The organism is Streptomyces europaeiscabiei (assembly GCF_001550375.1).
GTDB classification, from domain to species: domain Bacteria; phylum Actinomycetota; class Actinomycetes; order Streptomycetales; family Streptomycetaceae; genus Streptomyces; species Streptomyces europaeiscabiei.
The window spans coordinates 1-20,816 of sequence record NZ_LRTR01000676.1 but is presented as its reverse complement, the minus strand read 5'-3'; the positions used below and the strand labels follow the sequence as shown (position 1 = coordinate 20,816).

Annotated in this window: 21 protein-coding genes and 3 pseudogenes; 10 read left to right on the top strand and 14 right to left on the bottom strand. The window is 67.4% G+C overall.

Features of this window, described 5'->3' with window-relative positions; all coding sequences use genetic code 11:
• Window positions 1–446: 446 nt before the first annotated feature.
• The 3 genes and pseudogenes from AWZ10_RS33150 to AWZ10_RS33140 all read left to right on the top strand — a co-directional run bounded on the left by AWZ10_RS33150 (window position 447) and on the right by AWZ10_RS33140 (window position 2,453).
• Window positions 447–1,472: a hypothetical protein gene (locus AWZ10_RS33150; RefSeq protein WP_060892845.1), complete on the top strand. Its 1,026-nt coding sequence runs from the start codon at window positions 447–449 to the stop codon at window positions 1,470–1,472.
• Between the two features lie 180 nt (window positions 1,473–1,652).
• Window positions 1,653–1,817: pseudogene (locus AWZ10_RS33145) on the top strand (hypothetical protein); the annotation flags it as partial.
• Between the two features lie 72 nt (window positions 1,818–1,889).
• Complete coding sequence (locus AWZ10_RS33140) at window positions 1,890–2,453, top strand: hypothetical protein (protein ID WP_234360600.1); 564 nt, start codon at window positions 1,890–1,892, stop codon at window positions 2,451–2,453.
• A gap of 52 nt (window positions 2,454–2,505) precedes the next feature.
• On the opposite strand, the pseudogene AWZ10_RS55290 reads toward AWZ10_RS33140, so the two are convergent.
• From AWZ10_RS55290 to AWZ10_RS33090, 10 genes and pseudogenes are all read right to left on the bottom strand, one after another.
• Window positions 2,506–2,598, bottom strand: a pseudogene (locus AWZ10_RS55290) (AsnC family protein); the annotation flags it as partial.
• Between the two features lie 552 nt (window positions 2,599–3,150).
• On the bottom strand, window positions 3,151–4,635 hold the full coding sequence (locus AWZ10_RS33130) for an NAD-dependent succinate-semialdehyde dehydrogenase (protein WP_060892842.1): 1,485 nt from the start codon (window positions 4,633–4,635) through the stop codon (window positions 3,151–3,153).
• Between the two features lie 60 nt (window positions 4,636–4,695).
• Complete coding sequence (locus tag AWZ10_RS33125; protein ID WP_060892841.1) at window positions 4,696–5,562, bottom strand: ABC transporter permease; 867 nt, start codon at window positions 5,560–5,562, stop codon at window positions 4,696–4,698.
• On the bottom strand, window positions 5,559–6,455 hold the full coding sequence (locus tag AWZ10_RS33120; RefSeq protein ID WP_060892840.1) for an ABC transporter permease: 897 nt from the start codon (window positions 6,453–6,455) through the stop codon (window positions 5,559–5,561). The genes AWZ10_RS33125 and AWZ10_RS33120 overlap by 4 nt, the downstream gene beginning before the upstream one ends.
• Before the next feature lie 3 nt (window positions 6,456–6,458).
• Window positions 6,459–7,598, bottom strand: a complete 1,140-nt coding sequence (locus AWZ10_RS33115) for an ABC transporter ATP-binding protein (protein ID WP_060892839.1) — start codon at window positions 7,596–7,598, stop codon at window positions 6,459–6,461.
• Complete coding sequence (locus tag AWZ10_RS33110) at window positions 7,591–8,691, bottom strand: ABC transporter substrate-binding protein (protein WP_060892838.1); 1,101 nt, start codon at window positions 8,689–8,691, stop codon at window positions 7,591–7,593. Before AWZ10_RS33110 ends, AWZ10_RS33115 begins: the two co-directional genes overlap by 8 nt.
• Before the next feature lie 333 nt (window positions 8,692–9,024).
• Window positions 9,025–9,378, bottom strand: a complete 354-nt coding sequence (locus AWZ10_RS33105) for a cupin domain-containing protein (protein ID WP_060892837.1) — start codon at window positions 9,376–9,378, stop codon at window positions 9,025–9,027.
• 340 nt (window positions 9,379–9,718) lie between these two features.
• Entirely contained in the window at window positions 9,719–10,453 is a 735-nt protein-coding gene (locus tag AWZ10_RS33100; RefSeq protein WP_060892836.1) for an SDR family NAD(P)-dependent oxidoreductase, read from the bottom strand.
• Between the two features lie 77 nt (window positions 10,454–10,530).
• The gene (locus tag AWZ10_RS33095) at window positions 10,531–11,637 is read right to left on the bottom strand and encodes an alanine racemase (RefSeq protein WP_060892835.1); all 1,107 of its coding nucleotides are present in this window, start codon (window positions 11,635–11,637) and stop codon (window positions 10,531–10,533) included.
• A 114-nt stretch (window positions 11,638–11,751) separates the two neighbouring features.
• A complete protein-coding gene (locus AWZ10_RS33090; RefSeq protein WP_060892834.1) occupies window positions 11,752–12,237 on the bottom strand; it encodes a RidA family protein in 486 nt (161 codons plus the stop codon).
• A gap of 339 nt (window positions 12,238–12,576) precedes the next feature.
• Here AWZ10_RS33090 and AWZ10_RS55285 point away from each other — a divergent pair, with 339 nt between their 5' ends.
• Window positions 12,577–12,705, top strand: a complete 129-nt coding sequence (locus AWZ10_RS55285; RefSeq protein WP_267893531.1) for a hypothetical protein — start codon at window positions 12,577–12,579, stop codon at window positions 12,703–12,705.
• Window positions 12,706–13,079: 374 nt separating this feature from the next.
• On the opposite strand, the gene AWZ10_RS55915 is transcribed toward AWZ10_RS55285, so the two are convergent.
• The 3 genes from AWZ10_RS55915 to AWZ10_RS33075 all read right to left on the bottom strand — a co-directional run bounded on the left by AWZ10_RS55915 (window position 13,080) and on the right by AWZ10_RS33075 (window position 16,076).
• Complete coding sequence (locus AWZ10_RS55915; protein ID WP_060892853.1) at window positions 13,080–13,289, bottom strand: DUF2180 family protein; 210 nt, start codon at window positions 13,287–13,289, stop codon at window positions 13,080–13,082.
• A gap of 1,390 nt (window positions 13,290–14,679) precedes the next feature.
• The gene (locus AWZ10_RS33080) at window positions 14,680–15,366 is read right to left on the bottom strand and encodes a GntR family transcriptional regulator (RefSeq protein WP_060892833.1); all 687 of its coding nucleotides are present in this window, start codon (window positions 15,364–15,366) and stop codon (window positions 14,680–14,682) included.
• Between the two features lie 401 nt (window positions 15,367–15,767).
• Window positions 15,768–16,076 (bottom strand): hypothetical protein, encoded by a 309-nt coding sequence (locus AWZ10_RS33075; RefSeq protein ID WP_060892832.1) that lies wholly within the window; start codon window positions 16,074–16,076, stop codon window positions 15,768–15,770.
• Between the two features lie 107 nt (window positions 16,077–16,183).
• On the opposite strand from AWZ10_RS33075, the gene AWZ10_RS33070 reads away from it, so the two are divergent.
• The 6 genes and pseudogenes from AWZ10_RS33070 to AWZ10_RS55910 all read left to right on the top strand — a co-directional run.
• Window positions 16,184–16,864 (top strand): haloacid dehalogenase type II, encoded by a 681-nt coding sequence (locus AWZ10_RS33070; protein ID WP_060892831.1) that lies wholly within the window; start codon window positions 16,184–16,186, stop codon window positions 16,862–16,864.
• Window positions 16,865–16,922: 58 nt separating this feature from the next.
• Window positions 16,923–17,408 (top strand): RidA family protein, encoded by a 486-nt coding sequence (locus tag AWZ10_RS33065; protein ID WP_060892830.1) that lies wholly within the window; start codon window positions 16,923–16,925, stop codon window positions 17,406–17,408.
• A gap of 13 nt (window positions 17,409–17,421) precedes the next feature.
• Window positions 17,422–17,757 (top strand): SDR family oxidoreductase, encoded by a 336-nt coding sequence (locus AWZ10_RS33060; RefSeq protein ID WP_060892829.1) that lies wholly within the window; start codon window positions 17,422–17,424, stop codon window positions 17,755–17,757.
• A gap of 10 nt (window positions 17,758–17,767) precedes the next feature.
• Window positions 17,768–19,171, top strand: a complete 1,404-nt coding sequence (locus AWZ10_RS33055; protein ID WP_063809814.1) for an NAD(P)/FAD-dependent oxidoreductase — start codon at window positions 17,768–17,770, stop codon at window positions 19,169–19,171.
• Between the two features lie 18 nt (window positions 19,172–19,189).
• Window positions 19,190–20,335, top strand: a complete 1,146-nt coding sequence (gene solA, locus AWZ10_RS33050) for an N-methyl-L-tryptophan oxidase (protein ID WP_060892827.1) — start codon at window positions 19,190–19,192, stop codon at window positions 20,333–20,335.
• A 25-nt stretch (window positions 20,336–20,360) separates the two neighbouring features.
• Window positions 20,361–20,595 (top strand): annotated as a pseudogene (locus AWZ10_RS55910) (ISAzo13 family transposase); the annotation flags it as partial.
• On the opposite strand, the gene AWZ10_RS53075 reads toward AWZ10_RS55910, so the two are convergent.
• The coding region (locus AWZ10_RS53075; protein ID WP_159058436.1) for a hypothetical protein at window positions 20,595–20,816 on the bottom strand (222 nt) is incomplete at its 5' end. The pseudogene AWZ10_RS55910 and the gene AWZ10_RS53075 overlap by 1 nt on opposite strands.

Genomic DNA, 20,816 nt, shown 5'->3' with positions numbered 1-20,816 from the left:
TCGTACGCCCGCGAAGTCCCCCCTCACGCGAACAGCCCGGCTTGCCGCTTCGCCGCCCCTGAGCAGCACTTCAGCGCTACGGTTATCCGTAGATCGGCCCTGGTGCCGCCCTCCCCCGTGGGGCGGCACCAGGGCCGTCTGCGTACCTCACCATCGGCGAGATGCTCAACTTCAAGGGGTTCTGCCGATGGAGATCGTGATGGACCATCTCCTGACCGTCGGCGGCCCGGACGGAATGGACGCGTCAAGGTCGTCCCTGTCCAGGTGGTACGTGGCGACGAACCGCGCGCGTGGACGGACATCCACGCGGCGATCGTGGATCTGCTCGCGGGCTATCTGCCGGCAACGGACCGGCGGTAACGCTCTCCCGGGTGATGCCCGTGCCGGAACTCTTCGTGGGGCGGCCACGAGGGCCGTTGTCAGAGGCGATTGGCAGGATTGCGGCCATGAATGTCACTCCTGTCACTCCGCCACGGCCGATCGACGTTGCCGCGGTCTTTCCCCAACTGGCTCCGCTGGCCCGCACGGCGACCCGCCTGCACCCCCGCCCTGGGGCGCCGACGTGGCACGACAGCTCGATCGGCGGGCCGCTGTTGTGGCCCGCTGAGGAGCCGTGGCCGCACTGCGAGGAACCGCATGTGGTGGATGGCATCAACCCAGCCCAGTCCCCGGCGGATCTGCGGCTGGAACGACGGATCTTCGCCGCCTCGCACGGCCGGGACCTGACTCCGGAGGAACGGGAGACTCTCGAGCGGATCCGCCCCCCTCGGACGTATCCGGTGAGGCTGGCGGTCCAGGCGTACGACGGCCCCATAGCGATGCTGCCCGTCGCGCAGCTGTACGTAAGGGATGTGCCCGATCTGAGCCCGCCGGAGGGCAAGGACCTGCTGCAGGTTCTGTGGTGCCCCTTCGATCATCCGATCATGCCCAGGACCCTGCTCTTCTGGCGTTCGGCAGCCGCCGTCACCGACATTCTCGACACGCCCCCCGAGCCGCCCGCGGTGCAGTTCGATGGCTATCTACCGGAACCGTGCGTGCTCGAACCGGAGCAGATCACCGAGTACCCCGACCATCTGGAGCTGAGCGAAGAACTGCGGGAGCAGCTCAAGCAGTGGAGTGTGCCGCAGGCAGCAGAGGAAGACATGGACCCGGACACGTACTACGACTGTGTGCTGTCCAACGCACCCGGCTGGAAGGTCGGCGGCTGGCCCGCTTGGAACTCCACCGACCCCAGCTCGCAGCCCTGCTCCGAGTGCGGCACCGGCATGGAGGTCCTGATGACCGTCGCCACGTTCGAGGAAGGGGACGACGCCGGGAACAGCTGGTCTCCGCACCCCCACCCAGGTGCTGGACCGTACCCCGGCCACCGCGGCTACAACGCGACCGGTGTCCAGATAGGCAGCGGCTACCGGCAGCACCTGTTCGTCTGCCCGGCGGAGCCCGAGCATCCGCACATCGAGTTGATGACGTAGCCCGTCCGCAGTGTGCAGCCAGGGCGTCACGGTGCGGGCATGCCGTGACGCCGGGTGGCCGCGAGGCTCAGGGTGCCTATCTGCGGCCCGACATCCGAGAAGGAAGCAGGCCATCCCTGACACGACCGCGACGCATCGCCCCAGGTTGAGCGCGTCCCGGTGAGCTCGCCGGTCGGTAAACAGCGGTTCCTCAGCGAGCGCCGTACGTCGCTGCCGGACATCGACCTGGACGTGGAGTCCGAGCGGCGCCTGGAGGTGTACGACGCGATCATCGAGCGGTTCGGCCGGGAGCGGACCGCGGTCAGCGGAATGCCCGAGGCCTACCGGGCCCGGCACGCGCTCAGGTTCCCCGTCAAGTTCAGCGTGTTGAGGACCAAGCGCCGAACTTGACTCACTGATCTGCGGGCCGGTTCCTTGGTGGACACCGACGGTATCGATCTGGCGCCGTTGCTGGCCACCGAACCCGCGGAGCTGAGCTTCGCGGGCCTTGCCAGCGGCAGCGCTGATCCGCGCAACGAGTGGGTGATCCGCGAGGTCCCGGCCGACATCGTCGTGGAGGCGACGTTCACCAACCCCACCGACGGCGAGCCTGCCCTGTCCCATGTGCGCTGGGCCCTGGAATCGGGCAAGCACGTGTGCACCACCAACAAGGGGCCGGTCGCACTCGCCGGCCGCGCACTGACGCAGCTCGCTGCCGAGCGCGGTGTCAGTTTCGAGTTCGAGGGCTCGGTACTGAGCGGTACCCCTGTCCTGCGCGCCGCGGAGCGCATGTTCGGCGGCCTGGAGATCACCGGTGTCCAGGGCATCATGAACGGCACCTCGAACTACATCCTGGGCCTCCTCGAAGAGGGCATCAAGCTCTCGGCGGCCATCGCCGAAGCCCAGGTGGATGTCGGCGTGCCGGACGAGCGTCCTGGCGGTAGACCAGGACGAGCGCCGACGACATTGCCGGCGTCGTCGCCCTTGTGGACGACGGTGTAGTCGGCGATGTGGCCCTGGCGCTCCAGACGTTCGATGCGCTGGCGCACGCGTTGCGGGACAGCAGCACCTTGCCGGCCAGATCGGAGTGCGAGATGCGGGCGTTGCGGGTCAGCTCGGCGATGATCTTCTCGTCGGTGCCGTCCACGGTCGACCGTCTCCTTCATGAAGTCGGTGGAGATGGCAGCCCCCACGGCACGCGGATCGCGGGTGCCGGGGGTTCCTGCGGAGCATGGTGCGTGATGGTTGCTGATCATGCTCAGGATGTGCCCGGCCTGGGATCAAAGACGGCAGCGCGCAAGCGTGTGTGTCGGGTCTCGGGACGCCGGGCGTGGCTGTGCACGTTCATGTGTACGCCGACAGGAGGTCAGCCCGGTGGGAAAGAACCGAGGCTCCCCACCGGGCTGCCGTGGCCGCTTCACGCCACAGACGCCTGCCCGGCTAATGCAGGATGCCCCTTGCCGTCGGTGACCAGGCGCTGCGAGGTAGGCGCCGACGGCGGGAGCTGCTGCACGGCGCCGTTCCTGTCGAAGATTCGTCCGGGCGGCCAGGCCGGCGACATCGAGGCCGCCGGAGAGTGGCGGCTACCCGGGGCGGGCTTGGCCGCGCCGCTAGTGGACATCGCGGAAGGGATCGTCATCCTGGTCACTGCGTTTCCCAGTTGGCACATGGGCGAGCCCTGTGCTTGAGTCCGGCTTGCTCAGGTGTGGAAGCCGGGCATGGACAGGTACTTGAGCTGCTGGTACTCGTGGAGACCTTCGGGGCCGCCTTCGCGGCCCAGGCCGGATTGCTTGATCCCGCCGAAGGGTGCGGCGACGTCGGAGACCAGGCCGCGGTTGATGCCGACCATTCCGGCCTGCAGACGGGCGGCGACCCGGCGGGCGCGGTCGATGTGGGACGTCATCAGGTACGACGCGAGGCCGTGCTCGGTGTTGTTGGCCACCGCTATTGCCTCGGCCTCGGTGGTGAACCGGTGGATGGCGGCGACGGGTCCGAAGACCTCCTCGTGCATGATCGCGGCGTCGGCGGGGACGTGGTCCAGCACAGTCGGGGCGGCGTAGTAACCCGGCCCGTCGGGGATGTTCGCCTGGCCGATGACAACGGCACCACGGGCCACGGCGTCCTCGACGAGGTGACGGACCTTGTCCACCGCCCGCTGGTCGGCCAGCGGGCCGAGTCCAGTGTCCTCCCGGTCCGGAGGGCCCACCCGGGTGGCGGCCATCCGTTCGGCCATCGCAGCGGCGAACACGTCGGCGACTCCCTCCTGGACCAGGAACCGGTTGGCGCCGACACAGGACTGGCCGCCCAGACGCATCTTCGCGATCATCGCTTCGCGGACCGCGAGGTCGAGGTCGGCATCGTCGAAGACCAGGAACGGCGCGTTGCCGCCCAGCTCCATCGAGGTGCGCAGCACCCGCGCGCCGCTCTGCTGAAGCAATAGCCTGCCGACCGGGGTGGAGCCGGTGAAGGACAGCTTGCGCAGCCGGGGGTCGGCCAGCAGTGGCATGGTGACCGCTGCCGGGTCGTTGCTGGTGATCACGGTCAGGACACCTGGTGGTGCGCCGGCTGCACGCGCCAGCTCGCCCAGCACCAGGGAGGACAGTGGGGTGAGCGCGGCCGGTTTGAGCACGGCGGTGCAGCCTGCGGCGAGGGCGGCGGCGACCTTTCGAGCGGCCATGGCCAGGGGCACGTTCCACGGAGTGATGAGCAGGCAGGGCCCGACCGGTTCGGCGACGGTGACGATGTGGTTCTTGCCGTCCGGGGAGGGCGTGCTGCGAGCGTGCGGGCGGACCGCCTCCTCGGCGTACCAGCGGAAATAGGAGGCGGCGTAGTCGACCTCGCCCCGCGCTTCGGTGATCGTCTTGCCGATCTCCAGGGTGATGATCCGGGCCAGACGCTCTCGGTGCTCGATCATGGCGTCGGTGAGGCGGTGCAGGACGGCCGCGCGGTCCCGCGGGCTGGTGAAGGCCCATTGGTCGGCGGCTGCGGCCGCCGCGTCCAGTGCACTCAACGCATCCTGTGCGCCGCAGTCGGCGACGGTGGCTATGACTTCTTCGGTTGCGGGGTTGCGCACCTCGAAGGTGCGCCCGCCGGCGGCGGGTTGCCAGTCGTGGGCGAGGAACCCGAGGGGGACGGATTCGAGGACTGCCGACTCCCATGAGGGAGCGGTGAGCGTGTCAGTCATGCGCGTGGCTCTTTCGCTGATCGCAGGATGGTGTGTTGAGAGAGCACGATCGGTGGGTGGTCATACGGCCTCGCCTGCGGGGGTGGCGACTCCGACCGTGTTCTCGACCGACAGCAGGGACTCCTGCCGGCCGGAGCCGAGCCAGCGCACCAGGGCCACCAGACCGAGGGCGACGATCGCGAAGGCGATGAGGATCGCGCTGATCGCGGTCACGCTGGGGTCGATGTCGAAGGTCAGGGAGTTGTAGACCTGCACCGGCAGGGTGACGGTGTCGACCGAGGACAGGAACTGGGAGATGTAGAACTCGTCGAAGCTGGTGATGAAGGAGAAGATCGCCGCCGCGATGATGCCGGGGGCAGCGAGGGGGAAGGTGATCTTCCGGGCGATCGCCAGACGGCCGGCACCCATGCTGGCGGCCGCGTCCTCCAGGCGTTCGTCGATGCCGCGCAGGGTCGCGATCAGGATCAGCACCGCGATCGGCGAGGCCAGCACGGTGTGTCCCAGGGCGATGGCGAGCGGGCTGCCCAGCATCGCGGCGGGCTCGAAGAGCAGGAACAGCCCGAGTGCGGTGACGATCTGCGGGATGAGTAGGGGGCCGAGGACTAGGGCGAAGACCGCCGAGCGCAGCGGCAGTTCGCTGCGGACCAGTGCGGTCGCCGCGGTCACCCCGATGAGGAGCGAGAACACGGTACTCAGGGCGGCGATCAGGGCGCTCAGGGAGAGCGCGGCCGGCCACTTGCTGCCGTCGGCGAACAGCGCCTTGTACCAGTTCAGTGTCCACGCCTCGGGAGGGAAGGCCGCGAAGGCGTTGTTGCTGAAGGAGGTGACGACGATGACGACGATCGGCAGGGCCAAAAACAGCAGGATCACGGTGGCGACGGCGGTCAGGACGATCTTCCCGGCGAGGGTGCTGCGCAGTTCCATCATGTCGCGCTCCTCTTCTTACGGCTGGCGCCCAGGGAGCTGACGAGTTTGACAAGCAGCAGTCCGGCGAGGGTGAGGACCAGCAGGATGACTCCCTGCGCGGCGGCCCCGTTCCACTGGTTCTCCTTGGTGACCTGCTGGTTGATGAGGGTGGCGATCATCGTCTGGTTGGGTCCGCCCATCAGGGCGGGGGTGATGTAGTAGCCCAGCGAGAGGATGAAGCTGAGCAGTCCGGCGCTGGCCAGGCCGGGGGCGACCAGGGGCAGGTAGATGCGGCGGAAGATGGTCACGCGTCCCGCGCCCATGCTGGCGGCGGCGGCGAGCAGGCGGCGGTCGACGCCTTTCATCACCCCGTAGAGCAGGAGCACGGTGTAGGGCAGCATCATGGAGGTGGTGCCGATGACCACACCCAGCTCGTTGTAGAGCAGCTGGAAGGGTGCCCCGGGCAGGGACAGGCCGGTCAGGGTCTCGTTGACCAGGCCTTTGTCGCCGAGCATGATGATCCAGCCGTAGGTGCGTACCAGGGCGCTGACGAAGTGCGGGACGACCACGACCAGCATCGCCAGGCCCGCCCACAGCGGCTTGAGCCGGGAGATCGCCTGGGCCAGGATGAACCCGAAGACCAGGCTGAGCACGGCCGTCTCGGCGGAGATCCGCAGCGTGGTGAACAGCACCGACAGGTTGACCCCGCTCAGCGCGTCGGCGTACCAGTGCAGGGTGAACGAGCCGCCGGCGTCCTTCAGGCTGAGCAGCAGCGTGCTGAAGATCGGGTAGACGAACAGCACCAGCAGGTAGATGACGACCGGCAGGGCGTAGAGGACGCCGACGCGGGTCTTGCGTGAGGCCAGGAGCTTGCGCGGACGGGCAGGGGCGGTGCCGGTGAGGGTGGCTGCCATGGCTCAGCCTCCCTGTTCGTCGGCGAAGAGGTTGACGTCCTCGGGGTCGGCTGAGATCCCGACCTGCTCGCCGGCGACCGGGCCCCGGCCGGCCGGGACCTCCAGACGCAGCAGCGGCGCCTGACCGCCGTCGATCCGCACCCCGGCGCGCACCAGGGTGCCGACGTAGGTGGCGGTCTCCACCGTGCCGGTACAGAACCCGTCGTCGGCGGCGCAGGCCCGCAGCCGTCCCGGCTGCACAGCCACCTTCACCTGCGCGCCGGAAGCCAGCTCGTGACGGCGCGCCTTCAGCAGAGCGCCGCTGCCGTCGAGGCGGACCAGGGTGTGCCGGCCGTCGTGCTGTTCGATGCGGCCGGGCAGGAAGTTCGCCGCGCCGAGGAAGTCCGCGACGAAAGGCGTCCTGGGGCGTTCGAACAGCTCCCGGGGCGTGTCGAACTGCTCGATCAAGCCGTTGCGCATCACCGCGATGCGGTCGGACATGACCAGCGCTTCTTCTTGGTCGTGGGTCACGTAGATGACGGTCAGGCCGAGTTCCTGCTGGATGGTCTTGATCTCGACCTGGAGCTGGTCGCGGAGTTTTTTGTCCAGGGCACCCAGCGGTTCGTCCATGAGGATGACCGGCGGGCGGTAGACCAGTGCCCGGCACAGCGCGACACGCTGCTGCTGGCCGCCGGACAGCTCGCGCGGCTTGCGGCCGCCGAACCCGGACAGACCGGCGATCTCCAGCGTCTCCCCCACCCGCCTGCGGATCTCGTCCTTCGGCACCCCACGCAACGTGAGGGGGAAAGCGACGTTCTCACTGACCGTCATGTGCGGGAAGAGCAGGTACTGCTGGAAGACGAAACCCAGGCCCCGCTTCTGCGGCGCGAGCCGGGTCACGTCACGCTCCCCGACGGTGATGGTGCCGGAGTCCGGTTCGCAGAACCCGGCGATCATCATCAGGGTCGTGGTCTTGCCCGACCCCGAGGAGCCCAGGAAGGTGACGAACTCACCGGCCGCGATCTCCATGGACGCCTCGTCGACCGCGACGACATCCCCGTACGTCTTGCGCAGAGCCACCACCGACAGCGCTTTACCGGTCGCGGTGGCCGGCAGACCGCCGGCCGCCTTCAGCGACGGTGTGACCACATCGAATTCAGCCACGAGCCCACTCCAGCCAGCGCTTGGTGACGGCCGATTCGTTCTTCAGCCACCAGTCGATGTCCGCGTCGAAACCCTTGTCGTAGTACTGCGGCGCACCCGCGGACGCGTTGCGCTCCTCCTCCGTGAGCTTGCCGTAAGCCTCCGGGGAGGACGGGTTCGACGGGAAGAACTTGACCAGGTTGGCCTGGCTCTCCGCACGCAGCGAGAAGTCCATCAGCTGGTAGGCGTTGTCCACATTCGCCGCGCCCTTGGCGATGGCGTAACCCGAGAACTGGCGGCGCATACCGTTCAGCTGCCGGGTGACCGGGACACCCTGCTTCTCCAGGTCAGCCAGTCGGCCGTCCCAGACGGTGGACATCGTCACTTCCTCGCGGCTCAGCAGCACACCCGGGAGCGGGCCGCTGTCCCAGAACTTCTTGATGTCGCCCCGCAGCCGGGTCATCACCTTGAAGGCACGCTCGACATCCAGCGGGTACAGCTTGTCCATCGGGACCCCGTCGGCCAGCAGCGCGAACTCCAGCTCCGGCAGGTCACCGTCCGGATGGACCATCGCGCGTGAGCCCTGGAAGGCCTTGGTGTCCCAGAAGTCCGCCCACGACTCCGGCTTCCTGCCACCGAACGCGTCCGTGCGGTAGCCGATGCACTGGCCGTAGAAAGCGTGGGCGACCGCATACTCGGTGACCTGCTCCTGCGGGATCTTCGCGCTCTTCACGCTCTTGACCCGGTCCAGGTCCAGCGCCTCCAGCGCCTCCTGCTTGACGTACTTGTGGTGCGACATCATCGAGTTGTTGATCAGGTCGCACTGCGGACGGCCCTGCTTGATCTGCGCCAGCAGCGGAGCATCGTCCAGGTTCAGCACCTTGACCTGGATGCCGGTCTCCTTCGTGAACGGCGTGTAGATCGCCTTCTGCAGGGCCGCGCCGTAGGAACCGCCGCTGTCACGGACGACCACCGTCTTGGAACCCTTGCCACCGCCGTCGGCAGCCCGGCTGGAGCCGGTGCCACAGGCGGCGAGGGAGGGAAGAGCGGCGAGGGCGGCGAGGCCACCTGCTCCGCGCAGGAGCGCTCTACGACCGATCTGGGCATCACTCATGGCAATACTCCTCATCTGGGGACGTGATGGGACCGACTGTGCGGGGGCTTTACCTCGCGGGTGTGTGGGAGGGGATCGTGCCGGGGGGCGAACAGCGGACAGAGTGCATCGCCGGCATGCATCGCCGGTCGCCGCTGGAGCCGTGGCAGGTGGTGACCAGCGGGGGTCGGCGGTCCTCACCAGAGCCGCAGCATGCGGGCGCTGGTGAGAGGGGAAGGCAGAACCGGGTCTGCGGCTGGGGACGGGCCGAGGGGGCCATCGGCGCCGGCGACAGTGCTCAGCAGAGCGCTTCGCGGGAGGTCCCGAAGACGATCGGGTCGCGCGGCGTCGGTGTCACATCACGGTCACGTAGATCTTGCGGACGGTTTCGATGGTCTTCCACACACCGACGTAGCCCGGCTTCATGACAAAGCTGTCGCCTGCCTTGTAGACCACCGGCTCGCCACCTTCCGGCGTGAGTTCGACGATGCCGGAGAGGATATGGCAGAACTCGAAGGTCTCACCCATGATCGAGTGCATCTCGCCCGGCGTCGCTTCCCAGACACCCGTATGGATCGTCTCCCCACGGGCGACGTCCTGCGCCCAGGTCCTGAAGGCGGGGTTGCCGGCGATCAGACGCTCCGGGAGCGGGCCGGACTCGCGCGGCGCGAAGGAGGGGTGAGTGTCGATGGCCTTCAGGAGCGACATTGTTGTTCCTTTTGAGCTTGAGAAGTTGGTGGCCGCGGCCACGGTCGCTGAGCCGTTGCCGAGCGGTGTCCGGCACGTACGCGTTGGCGTGGCCCGTTCCCGGTCTGCGGACACCGGCGACACGTCGCGGCGGCGTCGGGTGGCCGAGGCAGCGCTGCTGCGGTCCTTGGCACGGGCGCGCTGTGGGTCTGGGTATCGGCGCGCGATCCGAGCGCGGCGATCGGGGTACGCACAAGACTTGTGGTCGGGCGGTCAGGCCGCGATCGGCGTTGGCCGGAGACAGAAGGCGAGAGGAGAACAGGTCGTCGAGTCCCGTGCTGGTACGGATGCCCAGCAGGGCTCAGGAGGCCGTGTATCCGCCGTCGACGGTCAGGACCGATCCGGTGACGTACGACGATTCCGATGATGCGAAGAAGAGCACCGCGTCGGCGACCTCTTCGGGGGTGGCGAGGCGCTGGAGCGGGATCGTGCTCTCGCGCTCTCGGCGGTAGGCCTCGGGGTCGGGCCTGCGCTGGAACGCCGCTTCGATGATCGGGGTGACGGTCAGGCCCGGAGCGACGACGTTGACACGGATGTTGCGCGGGGCCCATTCGATCGCCGCGCCCTTGGCGAGCATGATGAGGCCCCCCTTGGCGGCGGAATACAGGACCTGCCCGGCCATGCCGACCATGCCCAGCCGTGAACTGACGCAGACGAACGAGCCACCGGTCTCGGGCATCAGCGGCGCAAAGTGCTTCATCACCAGGAACGCGCTGAGCAGATTGCTCTCCAGCACGTTCTTCGCGTCGTCGCAGGCCATCTCGGTGAGCGGACTGACGGCCTGCAGGCCGTGGTTGAGGACGACGACGTCGACGGTGCCGAAGGACTCCGCCGCCTGCTTGGCCAGGCTCTCGACGAACGCCTCGTCGTTGAGGTCTCCGGGAACGTACAGGTCGTCGGGCTGAGCGCTGTCGAGTCGCTCCCTGCGGCCGGTGAGCAGCAACCGCGCGCCCTCACGGCGGAAGTGGGAACTCACCGCCTGCCCGATGCCACTGCTGGCGCCTGTCACCAGGGCCGTAACGTTGTTGAGTCTCATGTCAGGCACTCCACTTCACGGGGGAGGTCGGTCGGGGTTGGGGGCTCGGGGAGGATAGGGGTCTCGTCCCATGCCGGTCAGTTGAGGAACCCGCGGGCGTCGACCGGCCAGCGCTCCAGCGACGTGCCCGTGCTGTCAGTGACGATCAGCTCCTCGAAGCCGAGGACGACCGGACACACGTGGTTCGGCACCACGGGGACGACGGTGCCGACGCTGGGGCGGAACTCGCCGTCCGGCAGCGGGAGGAACCCGTGGTACTCGTTGACCTTGGACAGGACCGCCTTCGTGCCGGCGATGCCGCCGTAGCCGATCTCGGGGCTTCCTTCTTTACTGAGGGCCTTGTTGCCCACATCGACGATGACCTGGTCGGGGACCCAGTCGCTGACCACGGTGCCGGCGACGAACAGCGCGATCTGGTCCTCCGTGCAGGAGCCCAGCCGGGCGTTGTTCAGATCGCCGAAGACGTACTCGCCGGGACGGATCTCGGTGATCACGCCGCTCGTGGAGAACTCGAGGGTGGGAGTGGAGCCGGCGCTGACCACCTCTGCGGTGACCCCGACACCTTCGAGGCTGCGTACCGCGGTGGTGAGTGCGGCTTCCTGGTCCTGCGCGGCGCGCCGGCGAGCGTCCCGGCCGGCGCCGCCGTGACCGGGGTAGGTGAAGACGCCCACCGGCACCAGGCCGCGCTTGCGGGCGGCGAGCGCGAGGTCGCCCGCAGCCTCGGGCGGAGCCCCGGAACGACGGGCGCCGCAGTCGACCTCGATCACGACCTGCAGGCGGTCCGGTTCGTCTCCCATCGCGTCGGCGAGGGCCTCGATCGCTGCGAGGTTGTCGACACCGACCCGCAGCCGGGCGGACTTGGCGAGCCGACGGATCCGGGCTCGTTTCGTTCCCGCGGCCCAGATCGGGTAGGCGAGGAAGATGTCGTCGAAGCCGGCCGCGGCGAAGACCTCGGCCTCGCCGACATTGCCTGCGGTGATTCCGGTCGCACCGGCCTCGATCTGGCGTCGGCCGATCTCCACACACTTGTGCGTCTTGACGTGCGGCCTGACCTTGAGGTTGTGCTGGTCGGCGAAGCCCTGGATGCGGTCGATGTTGGCTTGCATGACGTCGACCAGCACGATCGGCGCGGGGGTGTCGATGCGCTCGACCAGAGCGTCGAGTGCTCGTTGGAGCCGGTTCACGCTGCCCTCCTTGTGGTTCTGTCTGGGAATGATCGGGGGCGCTGACTCCCCTGGATGCCGAACGTGCGCGGGCCGCAATATCGCGCGCTCGCGCTACACCGACGTCGCGTCCGCCTACACCGCAGTGCAGACCATCTGGATCTCGACCGGACTGTTGAGCGGCAACCCGGCGACACCGATCGCGGTGCGCGCGTGCCGTCCGTTCTCACCCAGCACCTCGATGAGCAAATCACTGGCCGCGTTGGCTACCCGAGACTGCTCACCGAAGTCCGGCGTACTGGCCACGAAGACCAGCATCTGCACGATCCGGACCCGCTCCAGATCCCCCACCGCCTGCACAGCGGCGGCGAGCGCGTTGAGCACGGCATGGCGCGCGAGCTCCTGAGCCATCTCCAGCTCGACGTCCCGGCCGACAATGCCCTGACCCAGCAGCCAACCGTCCTTGTAAGGCAGCTGGCCCGAAATGTAGATGCTGGAGCCCACGGTTTGGTGGTGCACGTAGTACGGGTTGTCACGGAGCTCGGGAAGGGTCAGACCCAAGGCTTGAAGCCGATCGCAGGCCGAGTCAGTGTTCGCTGCCGAAGTCACGGACTGGCTCATCGCGCCACCTCCGCGGACGGAACAGGGCACATGCCCACGCAGTTGGCCACGAGAACCCGCTTCGCACGAATCTTGATCATCTGCACTCGGTTCTCCTCTCGAGTAACAGTGGCGACAAAACACCGCATGGCGGCTTAAACCCGCCACCCTGTTGTCGTTTGTCGACCATATGGGCGCCCGTTGAGCACTGTCAACAAAAACTTCAGGCTCGAATGCGGCCTCGGAACACTACGTGCGGCCTGGACCCACCGCTGCTGGAAGCGACGGTCGACGCCGCGACCTGGCTCACCGGTCTCATCCGGTTCGGCATGGACGAGCATGTGCAGCACACCTGCCCGCATGACGATCGCTGACGGCGGCGGGATTCTCGAGCGGTTGAAGCAAGGATGGACGCCCGACGAGATCCCCATGCCACAAGAGCGGCTTGACCTGCTGCCCGGTTGTTCCGGCACGACCTACAGCGACTGACTGCAAGCCCGTGATGACGAACTCGGCAACGGCCTCGCGTAGCAACACTGGACCCGTCCATGGCCGGAAGAACGCCGCCGACCTTCAGGCGGATCCGGCGGGAAGACGACCGTGACACGGAGGCAACTCACCGACGCACAGCAGAGGTTGATCGCCGTTCCTGCCGATAGGCAAGTACGGCCCCTACCCTGAGCGGCTGCGGAATCAGTTCGAGGGTGCGATGTGGCGGTTCAGGACAGACGCGCACTGGGCTGAGGCCCGGGACGCTGCGGCAGCGATCAGGGACCGCGTCCGGGCAGGCAGAGAACGCACACGCGGACGAACAGCGCGCATTCGGCGACCGGTGATGCGTGTGCGACAAGCGCACCATGCGGTCAGTTCGCCGTCTCGGCCATATCACAGGTGTGGCATACCACCCTGCGTGCCGGGATACGGCCGGACGCAGCGCCCATGCCGACCTGGCGGGTGACCTGTACCTGACGTACGCGGGCGTGGTTCTCACAGGTAGCCAAGCCGCAGCGCGAGCACACACCGATGCCGGTGATGTCGCTGCGCGCCTCCTGGAGGCAGTCGTAGCACCTCATGTCCAACTCCGATTTCAGCAGGGGCCGGATGTGGCGGCCAACCAACACCAACAAACCCACCCAGGCCACGCACACCTACTCAAGGAGCTTGAAAAGTAGGCTCCAATTTAGACATTGTCAAGAATAAGACTCAATCGTGATCGTGTGGCCGGTGGCCATGCAGTGAAGCAAACGCCGACACGGTGCGGACGGCGCCGCCGGGGTGCAACTCCGACCCGTCCGCCAGGAGCGTTGAGGGCCGACGAATCGCCAGCCGACCCCCGAGAACAGGCGACTCGGCGAGACCCTGGAGCAGTGCCGCGAGGCGTTCCCGGCCTACCGCGAGCCCGGCTGCGCCGGCATCAAAGCCGCCGCCAACGACCCCGAACCCTCAAGCGGGACGCGCCACTCAGACCTCGCCGCACATGGCCTATAAGTTCGTTGGGCGGTGCAAGACAGTTCTGGTGTCCGCCGAGTGAGGTGAGGCGTCCTCAGGGCAGTGGCCGACGGCGGGCCCGGGAACCGCAAGATCCAGGTAGTGCGGGGCGCGTCCCGCGTCGTGGAGTAGGGGATCAAACGTTACTCGTTCCGGTACGAGGATCGAGGTGATCTTCGCCGAGTCGGCGGTCCACGAGGAGCCCGCCTGCTGGGGGTAGTTGAGCGCCCGGTCACACGGAGCCATCGCCGCCGACCTGCGGATTCTGGCGACTTGATCGGCTGTACCACTTGGCGGGACGCCATCGAAGCGGCACCTTCGTGGCCTCACCTGGCTGCCCATGGCGGGCAGTTGCCTCCAGGTTCTGGCCGGCCTGGCCTACCGCATACCGGCGCTTCGCCCACGGCGCCGAAGCCAGGGGCAGAACCGGTGATGGCGGTGACCTGCCTGGATGGCACCAGCCGCACCGAGTTGCATCGCTTCGCGTCCACCCCGCTGAATGAGGTTGCCTTTCTCGCACGGGAGACGGCGGTCTTTTACGCGCGCGGGTGGGAGATTGAATCGACGGAGGGGCCCGGCGCGACGTCGTCACCAGCCGTCGCTGTGCAGACCCGGTCCTGCACTCACGCGGCCCGCGCGGCATGGAGCCGGAGATCCACGCCTGCAGACGACACCCGGCTGAAGGGCTTCCCGGGATGATCGAGCGCACCGGAGTCGACGCCGGCTGCGCCGCAGGCCGCGCGTATGACAGAAGGCCGCTACGACTCGCCGCCTCCTGGAAGAAGGGACCCGCCCGCGCAGCCATGAACGCCCCAGTCGCCCCTGCCAGCCCCACCGTGGCGGCGGCCGGCAACCCTCAATCAAGATCCGCTACAAGATCGCGTTGGCAGTGCGCGCTTGATCCTTGACTTTCGGCATGGTCTGCAGTGTCACGGTGGCGAGCGGGCTTGGACACTTCACGCAGGCCGCATGGCCTCATGCATGCCGGGGCGTGCGTTCCCCTTGATCTCCCGTCTGGGCCCCAAGCCCCATGGGGAAATGGGCAGCCAGTTCCTGACGGAACGCGTCGGTGTCGCCTTCCAGGGCAACCGTGGCCAACCTCTCGTGCTCGACGACCAGTTGATGCGGGTCGTCGCTGTAAGTGCGGTGATCGACGCTGAGGTGGAGGCGCAGCTTGGTCTCCCAGCCATTCCAAAGACCCTGCAGGACGCCGTGCCCCGAGAGGTCGTAGAAGAGCCTGTGGAAGCGAAGGTGCGCGTCGATGCTGGCCGGGATGTCGCCTTCCTCCATTGCCCGCCGGAGATCCTCGACAGTTTGCAGCAACTGGGGCCGCTCAGGGCCGCGCAGTGCTTCGACCGAGAGTTCAGCGGCGTACGGCTCGACATGGAGTCGGATCGAGTCGATCTCGGCGACCTCGCGAGCGCTCACCTCTACGACGAACGCCCCACGGAAGGGAATCTTTACGACGAGCCCTTCCTCCTCCAGCTTGCTCAGCGCCTCGCGCAGCGGTGACCGGCTGATCCCGAGGTCCGCGGCGATGTGTGCCTCGCGCAGCTGTCCACCAGGAGGCACGGTCCCGTCGAGGATGGCCGCACGCAGTGTGCGGTAGACGCCGTCCGGCGTCGTCGTCCGCTGCTCCAGCCACTCGAACTTGTGGTCCACCCCGTCGCCCTCCCTTTGGTCACTTGTCGACCCTTGGTCGTTTGTCGACTATACCTCCGCCGATCTTGCGTCGACACCTCAAGTTGGTTATCTCCGCACGGAGCTCCCTGGACTCACAGCCGTACCCCTTCCGGCTCACGGGTCGCGATGACAGGTCGGCGTCTCGGGCGGTGCCGCTTGATTGTCCGGTCGGCCTTCTTCGTCCAGTCGGTACCAGGTATTACGCGAGAAGCCGAGCACTCGACTGGCCGGTGACGTCACCGATGCTCGCGACCTGCCCGATGAGCCACACCCGGCGCTCGGTCCTGGTGGGTCACGGGATCGCCTTCTTCTCCGGGTCTCAGCAATCCAAGAATGCCTCCGTGACCCACGCCCGCACGGAGGGCCGGTCAGGTCGGATGTCATTCCAAGCCGTGGTCCCCGAGTCCTGGACAACGCGACGGGGAGGTCGGCGATCGCACCGAGGAATTTTGGTCGGGCACCCGCTGGTGATCGTGGCGAATGCCCACGACGCACAACATCGCCGGACCGTCGCTCTCCGGTTGCTCCACGCCGAACTTGCGCATGGTCCGTTCCAGAGAGCGGACCACGACCTGGCGGAAGAGCTTGCATTCGCCGAGGCGCTCGTCGATCCGGTACTGGTTGCCGGTCCGCACGGCCTCGGAGGCGACTTGGGCCGAGAGCCGATTCCACCCGACCCGGCGGATCACCTCATTCGCTGTTGACAGTCGAAACCCAGGTGGTCGACAATCAACGAAGTGATGGTCGACAATCGACCATAGTCACGAACCGCTTCGCTGAAACACTAGGAGGACCCGTGGGATTCGACGTCAAGCCCAAGTTCGTGACGTTCGACATGAACGGAACGCTGATCAAGTTCAGCATCAACGACACGATGTGTGAGGTCCTGGGCGACCGACTGCCGGCCGAGGTCGCCGATGAGTACCTGCGGATCTGCAAGGCGTACCGGATCGACGAGTGCACGGGCGCGTACCAGCCGTTCCACCAGGTCGTCGCGCGTTCCATGGAACGCGCCTCGCGCAGCGTCGGCCTCGAGTACCGCGAGGACGAAGCGCGCGAGGTGTACGAGACCATCCCCACCTGGGGCCCGTACCCCGGTGTAACCGAGGCGCTGAACCGCCTGGCCGAGGCGGTCCCGCTGGTCATCATCACCAACAGCGACACCGCGCACGCCGTGCGCCTCACGGAGAACCTCAAGGCCCCGTTCGCAGACGTCATCAGCGCCGAGGAGATGGGCGTCTACAAGCCGCGACTCCGCGCCTTCGAGTACACGTTTGACAAGCTCGGCGTGACACCCGACGAGCTCGTGCACGTCTCCGCGAGCCCCATGTACGACCACCGATCCGCGGCCATCATGGGCATCAAGAACAAGGTGTACATGGACCGCGGCTGGGAGCACGACGAGCACTGGCTCGGCTACGAGCGGATCACCGACATCGCCGACCTCCCGGTCCTCTTCGGCCTGCCGCGCCCCTGATGCCCCCGACGCCCGAGCGGAGAACTGAGGAAATGCTCCACAGCAAGGCGGTGGCGGTGTGAGTCAGCCCCTGCCTCAAACCGTCAAGGGTGACTCGGCTTCAGAAAGGCTCCAGGCCCTGGGACTGAAGCTACCCGTCGTCGCCGACACCACGTACCTGGTGCCCCACCGGACGGTGGGCTCCACCATCCACCTCTCCGGCCAACTCCCGTTCGAGGACGGCGAGCTGCTGGGGAGGGGCGTTGTCGGCCGGGACGTGGAGCTGGAGACAGCGCGGTCACTCGCGCGCCATGCTGCGCTCAACTGCCTCGCTGCCGCCGTGCAGGCGTTGGGCGATCTGGACCGGGTCCGGATCGTGCAGATGCTGGTCTTCGTGGCCAGCACGCCGGACTTCGGTGTGCAGTCGCAGGTCGCCAACGCGGCCAGTGAACTGCTCATCGAGGTACTGGGTGAGAACGGACGCCACGCCCGCACCGCGATCGGTGTCGCCGGGCTGCCGCTCAACACCCCTGTCGAGATCCAGGTCATCTGCACCGCTGTGTAGCGGCGAGCCAATCATGAGCAGTGCGGCGGTGGCCCGGCTGCAACAGGCACTCGACGCCCTCGGCCAGCACGATCGACACCCGGTGCAGATCCTGCTGGCCGACGCGATGCAAGACAGCGTCAGACGAGTCTTCGAGGCGTCCTTCCGGCGCAGCTACGACCCGGAGGCCACCCGCCATGAGCGTGAGGGGCAGATCCCGCTCCAACGCCTCGCCACTCCCGAGGAAATCGCCGACGCCGTCCTGTTCCTCGCGTCGTCGGAGTCCTCATACATCACCGGGGCAACGCACCCCGTCGACGGCGGCCACACCGCTTTCCAGCAGCAGCCCACGCGTCCCAGAGACAGATGAAGGACACACCATGAACGCCCCTGCGGCGCCACCCCGAAACGGAGAGCTTGGCTTCTGGGTGGCCCAACTGGCCGACAAGAGGCCCTCGTTCTCCCGCTTCACCGGCCAGGAATCCGTCGACGTGGCCATTGTCGGCGGCGGCTACACCGGCCTCTGGGCGGCGTACTTCGCCAAGAAGCTCGAACCGTCGCTCTCGGTCGCCGTCTTCGAGGCCGAACAGGTGGGCTACGGCGCATCAGGACGCAACGGCGGCTGGCTCTCGGCGATGCCTCCGGGAAACCGTGCCACCTTCGCCCGCGCCGGGGGAGGGCTGGAGGCGAGCCGGGCGCTGCAGCAGGAGTTCGTCGCCGGCGTCGACTCCGTCCTGGACATCCTCCGAGCCGAGGGCATTGATGCCGATCAGCACAAGGGCGGCGCGCTAGTCGCCGCTCACACTCGGGCGGGGCTGGGCCGACTGGTGGCCAGGCGTGATGCCGATCTGAAGTACGGGCTGACCGACGACGAAGTCCACATGCTCGACCGGGACGAGTTCCGCAGCCGGATCAACATCTCCACCGTCCACGGCGGGCTCTTCTACAAGCACTGCGCGCGCTTCCACCCCGCGAAACTCGTCTACGGCCTCGCCGACACCCTGACCTCCATGGGGGTCAGGATCTACGAGGGCAGCCGAGTGGACAGTGTCGAGGGCAAGACCCTCACCTTGGCCGACGGACGCGTCACCGCTGCCAGGACGTTCATCTGTACCGAAGGCTATTCGGGACAGCTGCTCGGCCGCCGGACCCTGATCCCGGTCAATTCCTCAATGATCGTGACCAAGCCCCTGCCGGAGGAGGCATGGCAGCAGATCGGCTGGGACGGGCCCCAGTGCCTCAACGACTCCGCGCACACGTTCATCTACGCCCAGCGGACGTCGGACGGCCGGATCGCCATGGGGGGCCGCGGTGTCCCCTACCGTTTCGGGTCCGGCACTGGGGGAGCCGGTGCGACCGCCCAGTCCACCATCGACCTGATCTCGCACAAGCTCAGTTCCTTCTTCCCCGGCATCCCCTTCGAGGTGGACCACGCCTGGTCGGGAGTCCTGGGTGTCACGCGGGACTGGAACGGCAGCGTGCACTGGGACCCGGCATCGGGCATCGGGTCGTCCACCGGCTACGCGGGACACGGTGTCACGTCGGCCTATGTCGGTGGCAGGACTCTCGTGGAGCTCGCCTTCGAGAAGGAAACCGAACGGACCACCCTTCCCTGGGTCGGCTACCGGGCACGGAAGTGGGAACCGGAACCCATCCGCTGGCTGGGCGTTCACGCCATGTACCGGCTCTTCAACATTGCCGACCAGTGGGAAGAACGCAGGGATTCCAGCACGACCTCACTGCTGGCCCGATTCGGCAGCAGACTCGCCGGACTTCACGAGTAGACGAAAGGAACTGCTCTCATGGACGCACAGCTCGCCGTCATCGGCCTGGGCAGCATCGGAAGCATGGCCCTGTGGCAGGCCTCCCGGCTGTCCGACTCGGTAGTGGGTTTCGAGGCCGCCACGCCCGCCCACGGCCGCAGTGCCGTGGGCGGGGACACCCGCCTGTTCCGCATGATCTACCTCGGCAGGCCCGAGTACTACCCCATCATCGCCCGCTCCCGCGGCCTGTGGGCCGAGCTCGAAGCGGAAACCGGGCAGGAAATCCTCACGACCACCGGGGGCCTGTCCATCGGGACGGCGAACAGTAACTTCATCAACAGCCTCCTCGAGACAACGCGCAACAACGGAGCCGAGCACAGCGTCCTCAGCCGGGAGGAGATGGCCGAACGCTACCCCCAGCACAACCTCCGCCCCGACGACTGCGCCGTCTACGACCCCCACGCCGGCGTTCTGCGCACCGACCGCGCCGTCAGCGCCGCCGTCGCGGCGGCCCAGGCGAACGGCGCCACCGTCCTTCAGAACACACCGGTGGACAGCATCACCGAAACCGACCACGGCGTGGTCGTCACCTCGGGCGACAGAACCTGGACGTTCGAGAAGGTCATCGTCGCCTCGGGCGGCTGGTCCCGAAGGCTCATGCCCGACCACCTCAAGGCCGTCACGGAAACCCACCGGATCGTCCTGACCTGGTTCATCGCCCAAGACGACACACAGTTCTCGCCGGAGAACTTCCCCATCTTCAGCCGGTGGTACGAGGATCGCTCCCTGTACGGCGCACCCGCCGTCGACGGCGTGACGGTCAAGGCATCGGTGGACGGACCGCTGTCCGGGCGCGCACGGGCAACCCCCGACCCGGACGCCGTGCCCAGAGAACTCACCCGGGAAGAAATCGAAAAGGTCACCGAGATCGTCACCGAGTTCTTCCCCGGCCTCACCCCCACCATCGCTCGCTCCGACGCCTTCCCCGACCTCTTCACCAAGGACAGGCATCCCCTCCTCGGCTGGCTGGATCAAAACAGCAGGGTCTACTGCGCCACCGGATTCTCCGGAAAAGGCTTCAAAATGGCCACCGGCTATGGCCACATCGCCGCACACGAGGCGCTCGGCAAACAGACCATCGAAGGCCTGGACTTCGTGCGTCCGGACCGGTTCAAGACCAGGTAGCCCACCCACTACCACCACCTCGGTCATACCGAACGAGGTTCGCGACCAACTTGCCTTGCAACTCGGGGTGTTGTTACCTCATCTGAATGAGCGACGGCAGCGACTGGCGCTGTCCTCCGAGGCCCGACTGCTGGGGCACGGCGGGGTTCGGGCCGTCGCCCATGCCGCAGGGGTGAGCCAGACGACGGTGCAAGGGGGTCTTCGAGCTGGCGCCAGGAGCAACCGTCGCGGTGACCGGCGCGGCCGGTGCGGTCGGCGGTTACGCGGTGCAACCGGGTCCTCCAGGACGAGGAACTGCTGCGCATGGTGCCAAGGCCGCCGGGCTGACGGTGATCGCCGACGCGGCCCAGAGGGACCGGGACCTCGTCATCGGCCTGAACAGCGCCACTGCGGAGACCTGCAGATCGGTCTTGTCGACGAGGCCGAGCACCAGCGCACCGGAGACGGCCAGCGGGGAGAACGCGCCCGCGTGCCCGCCGCT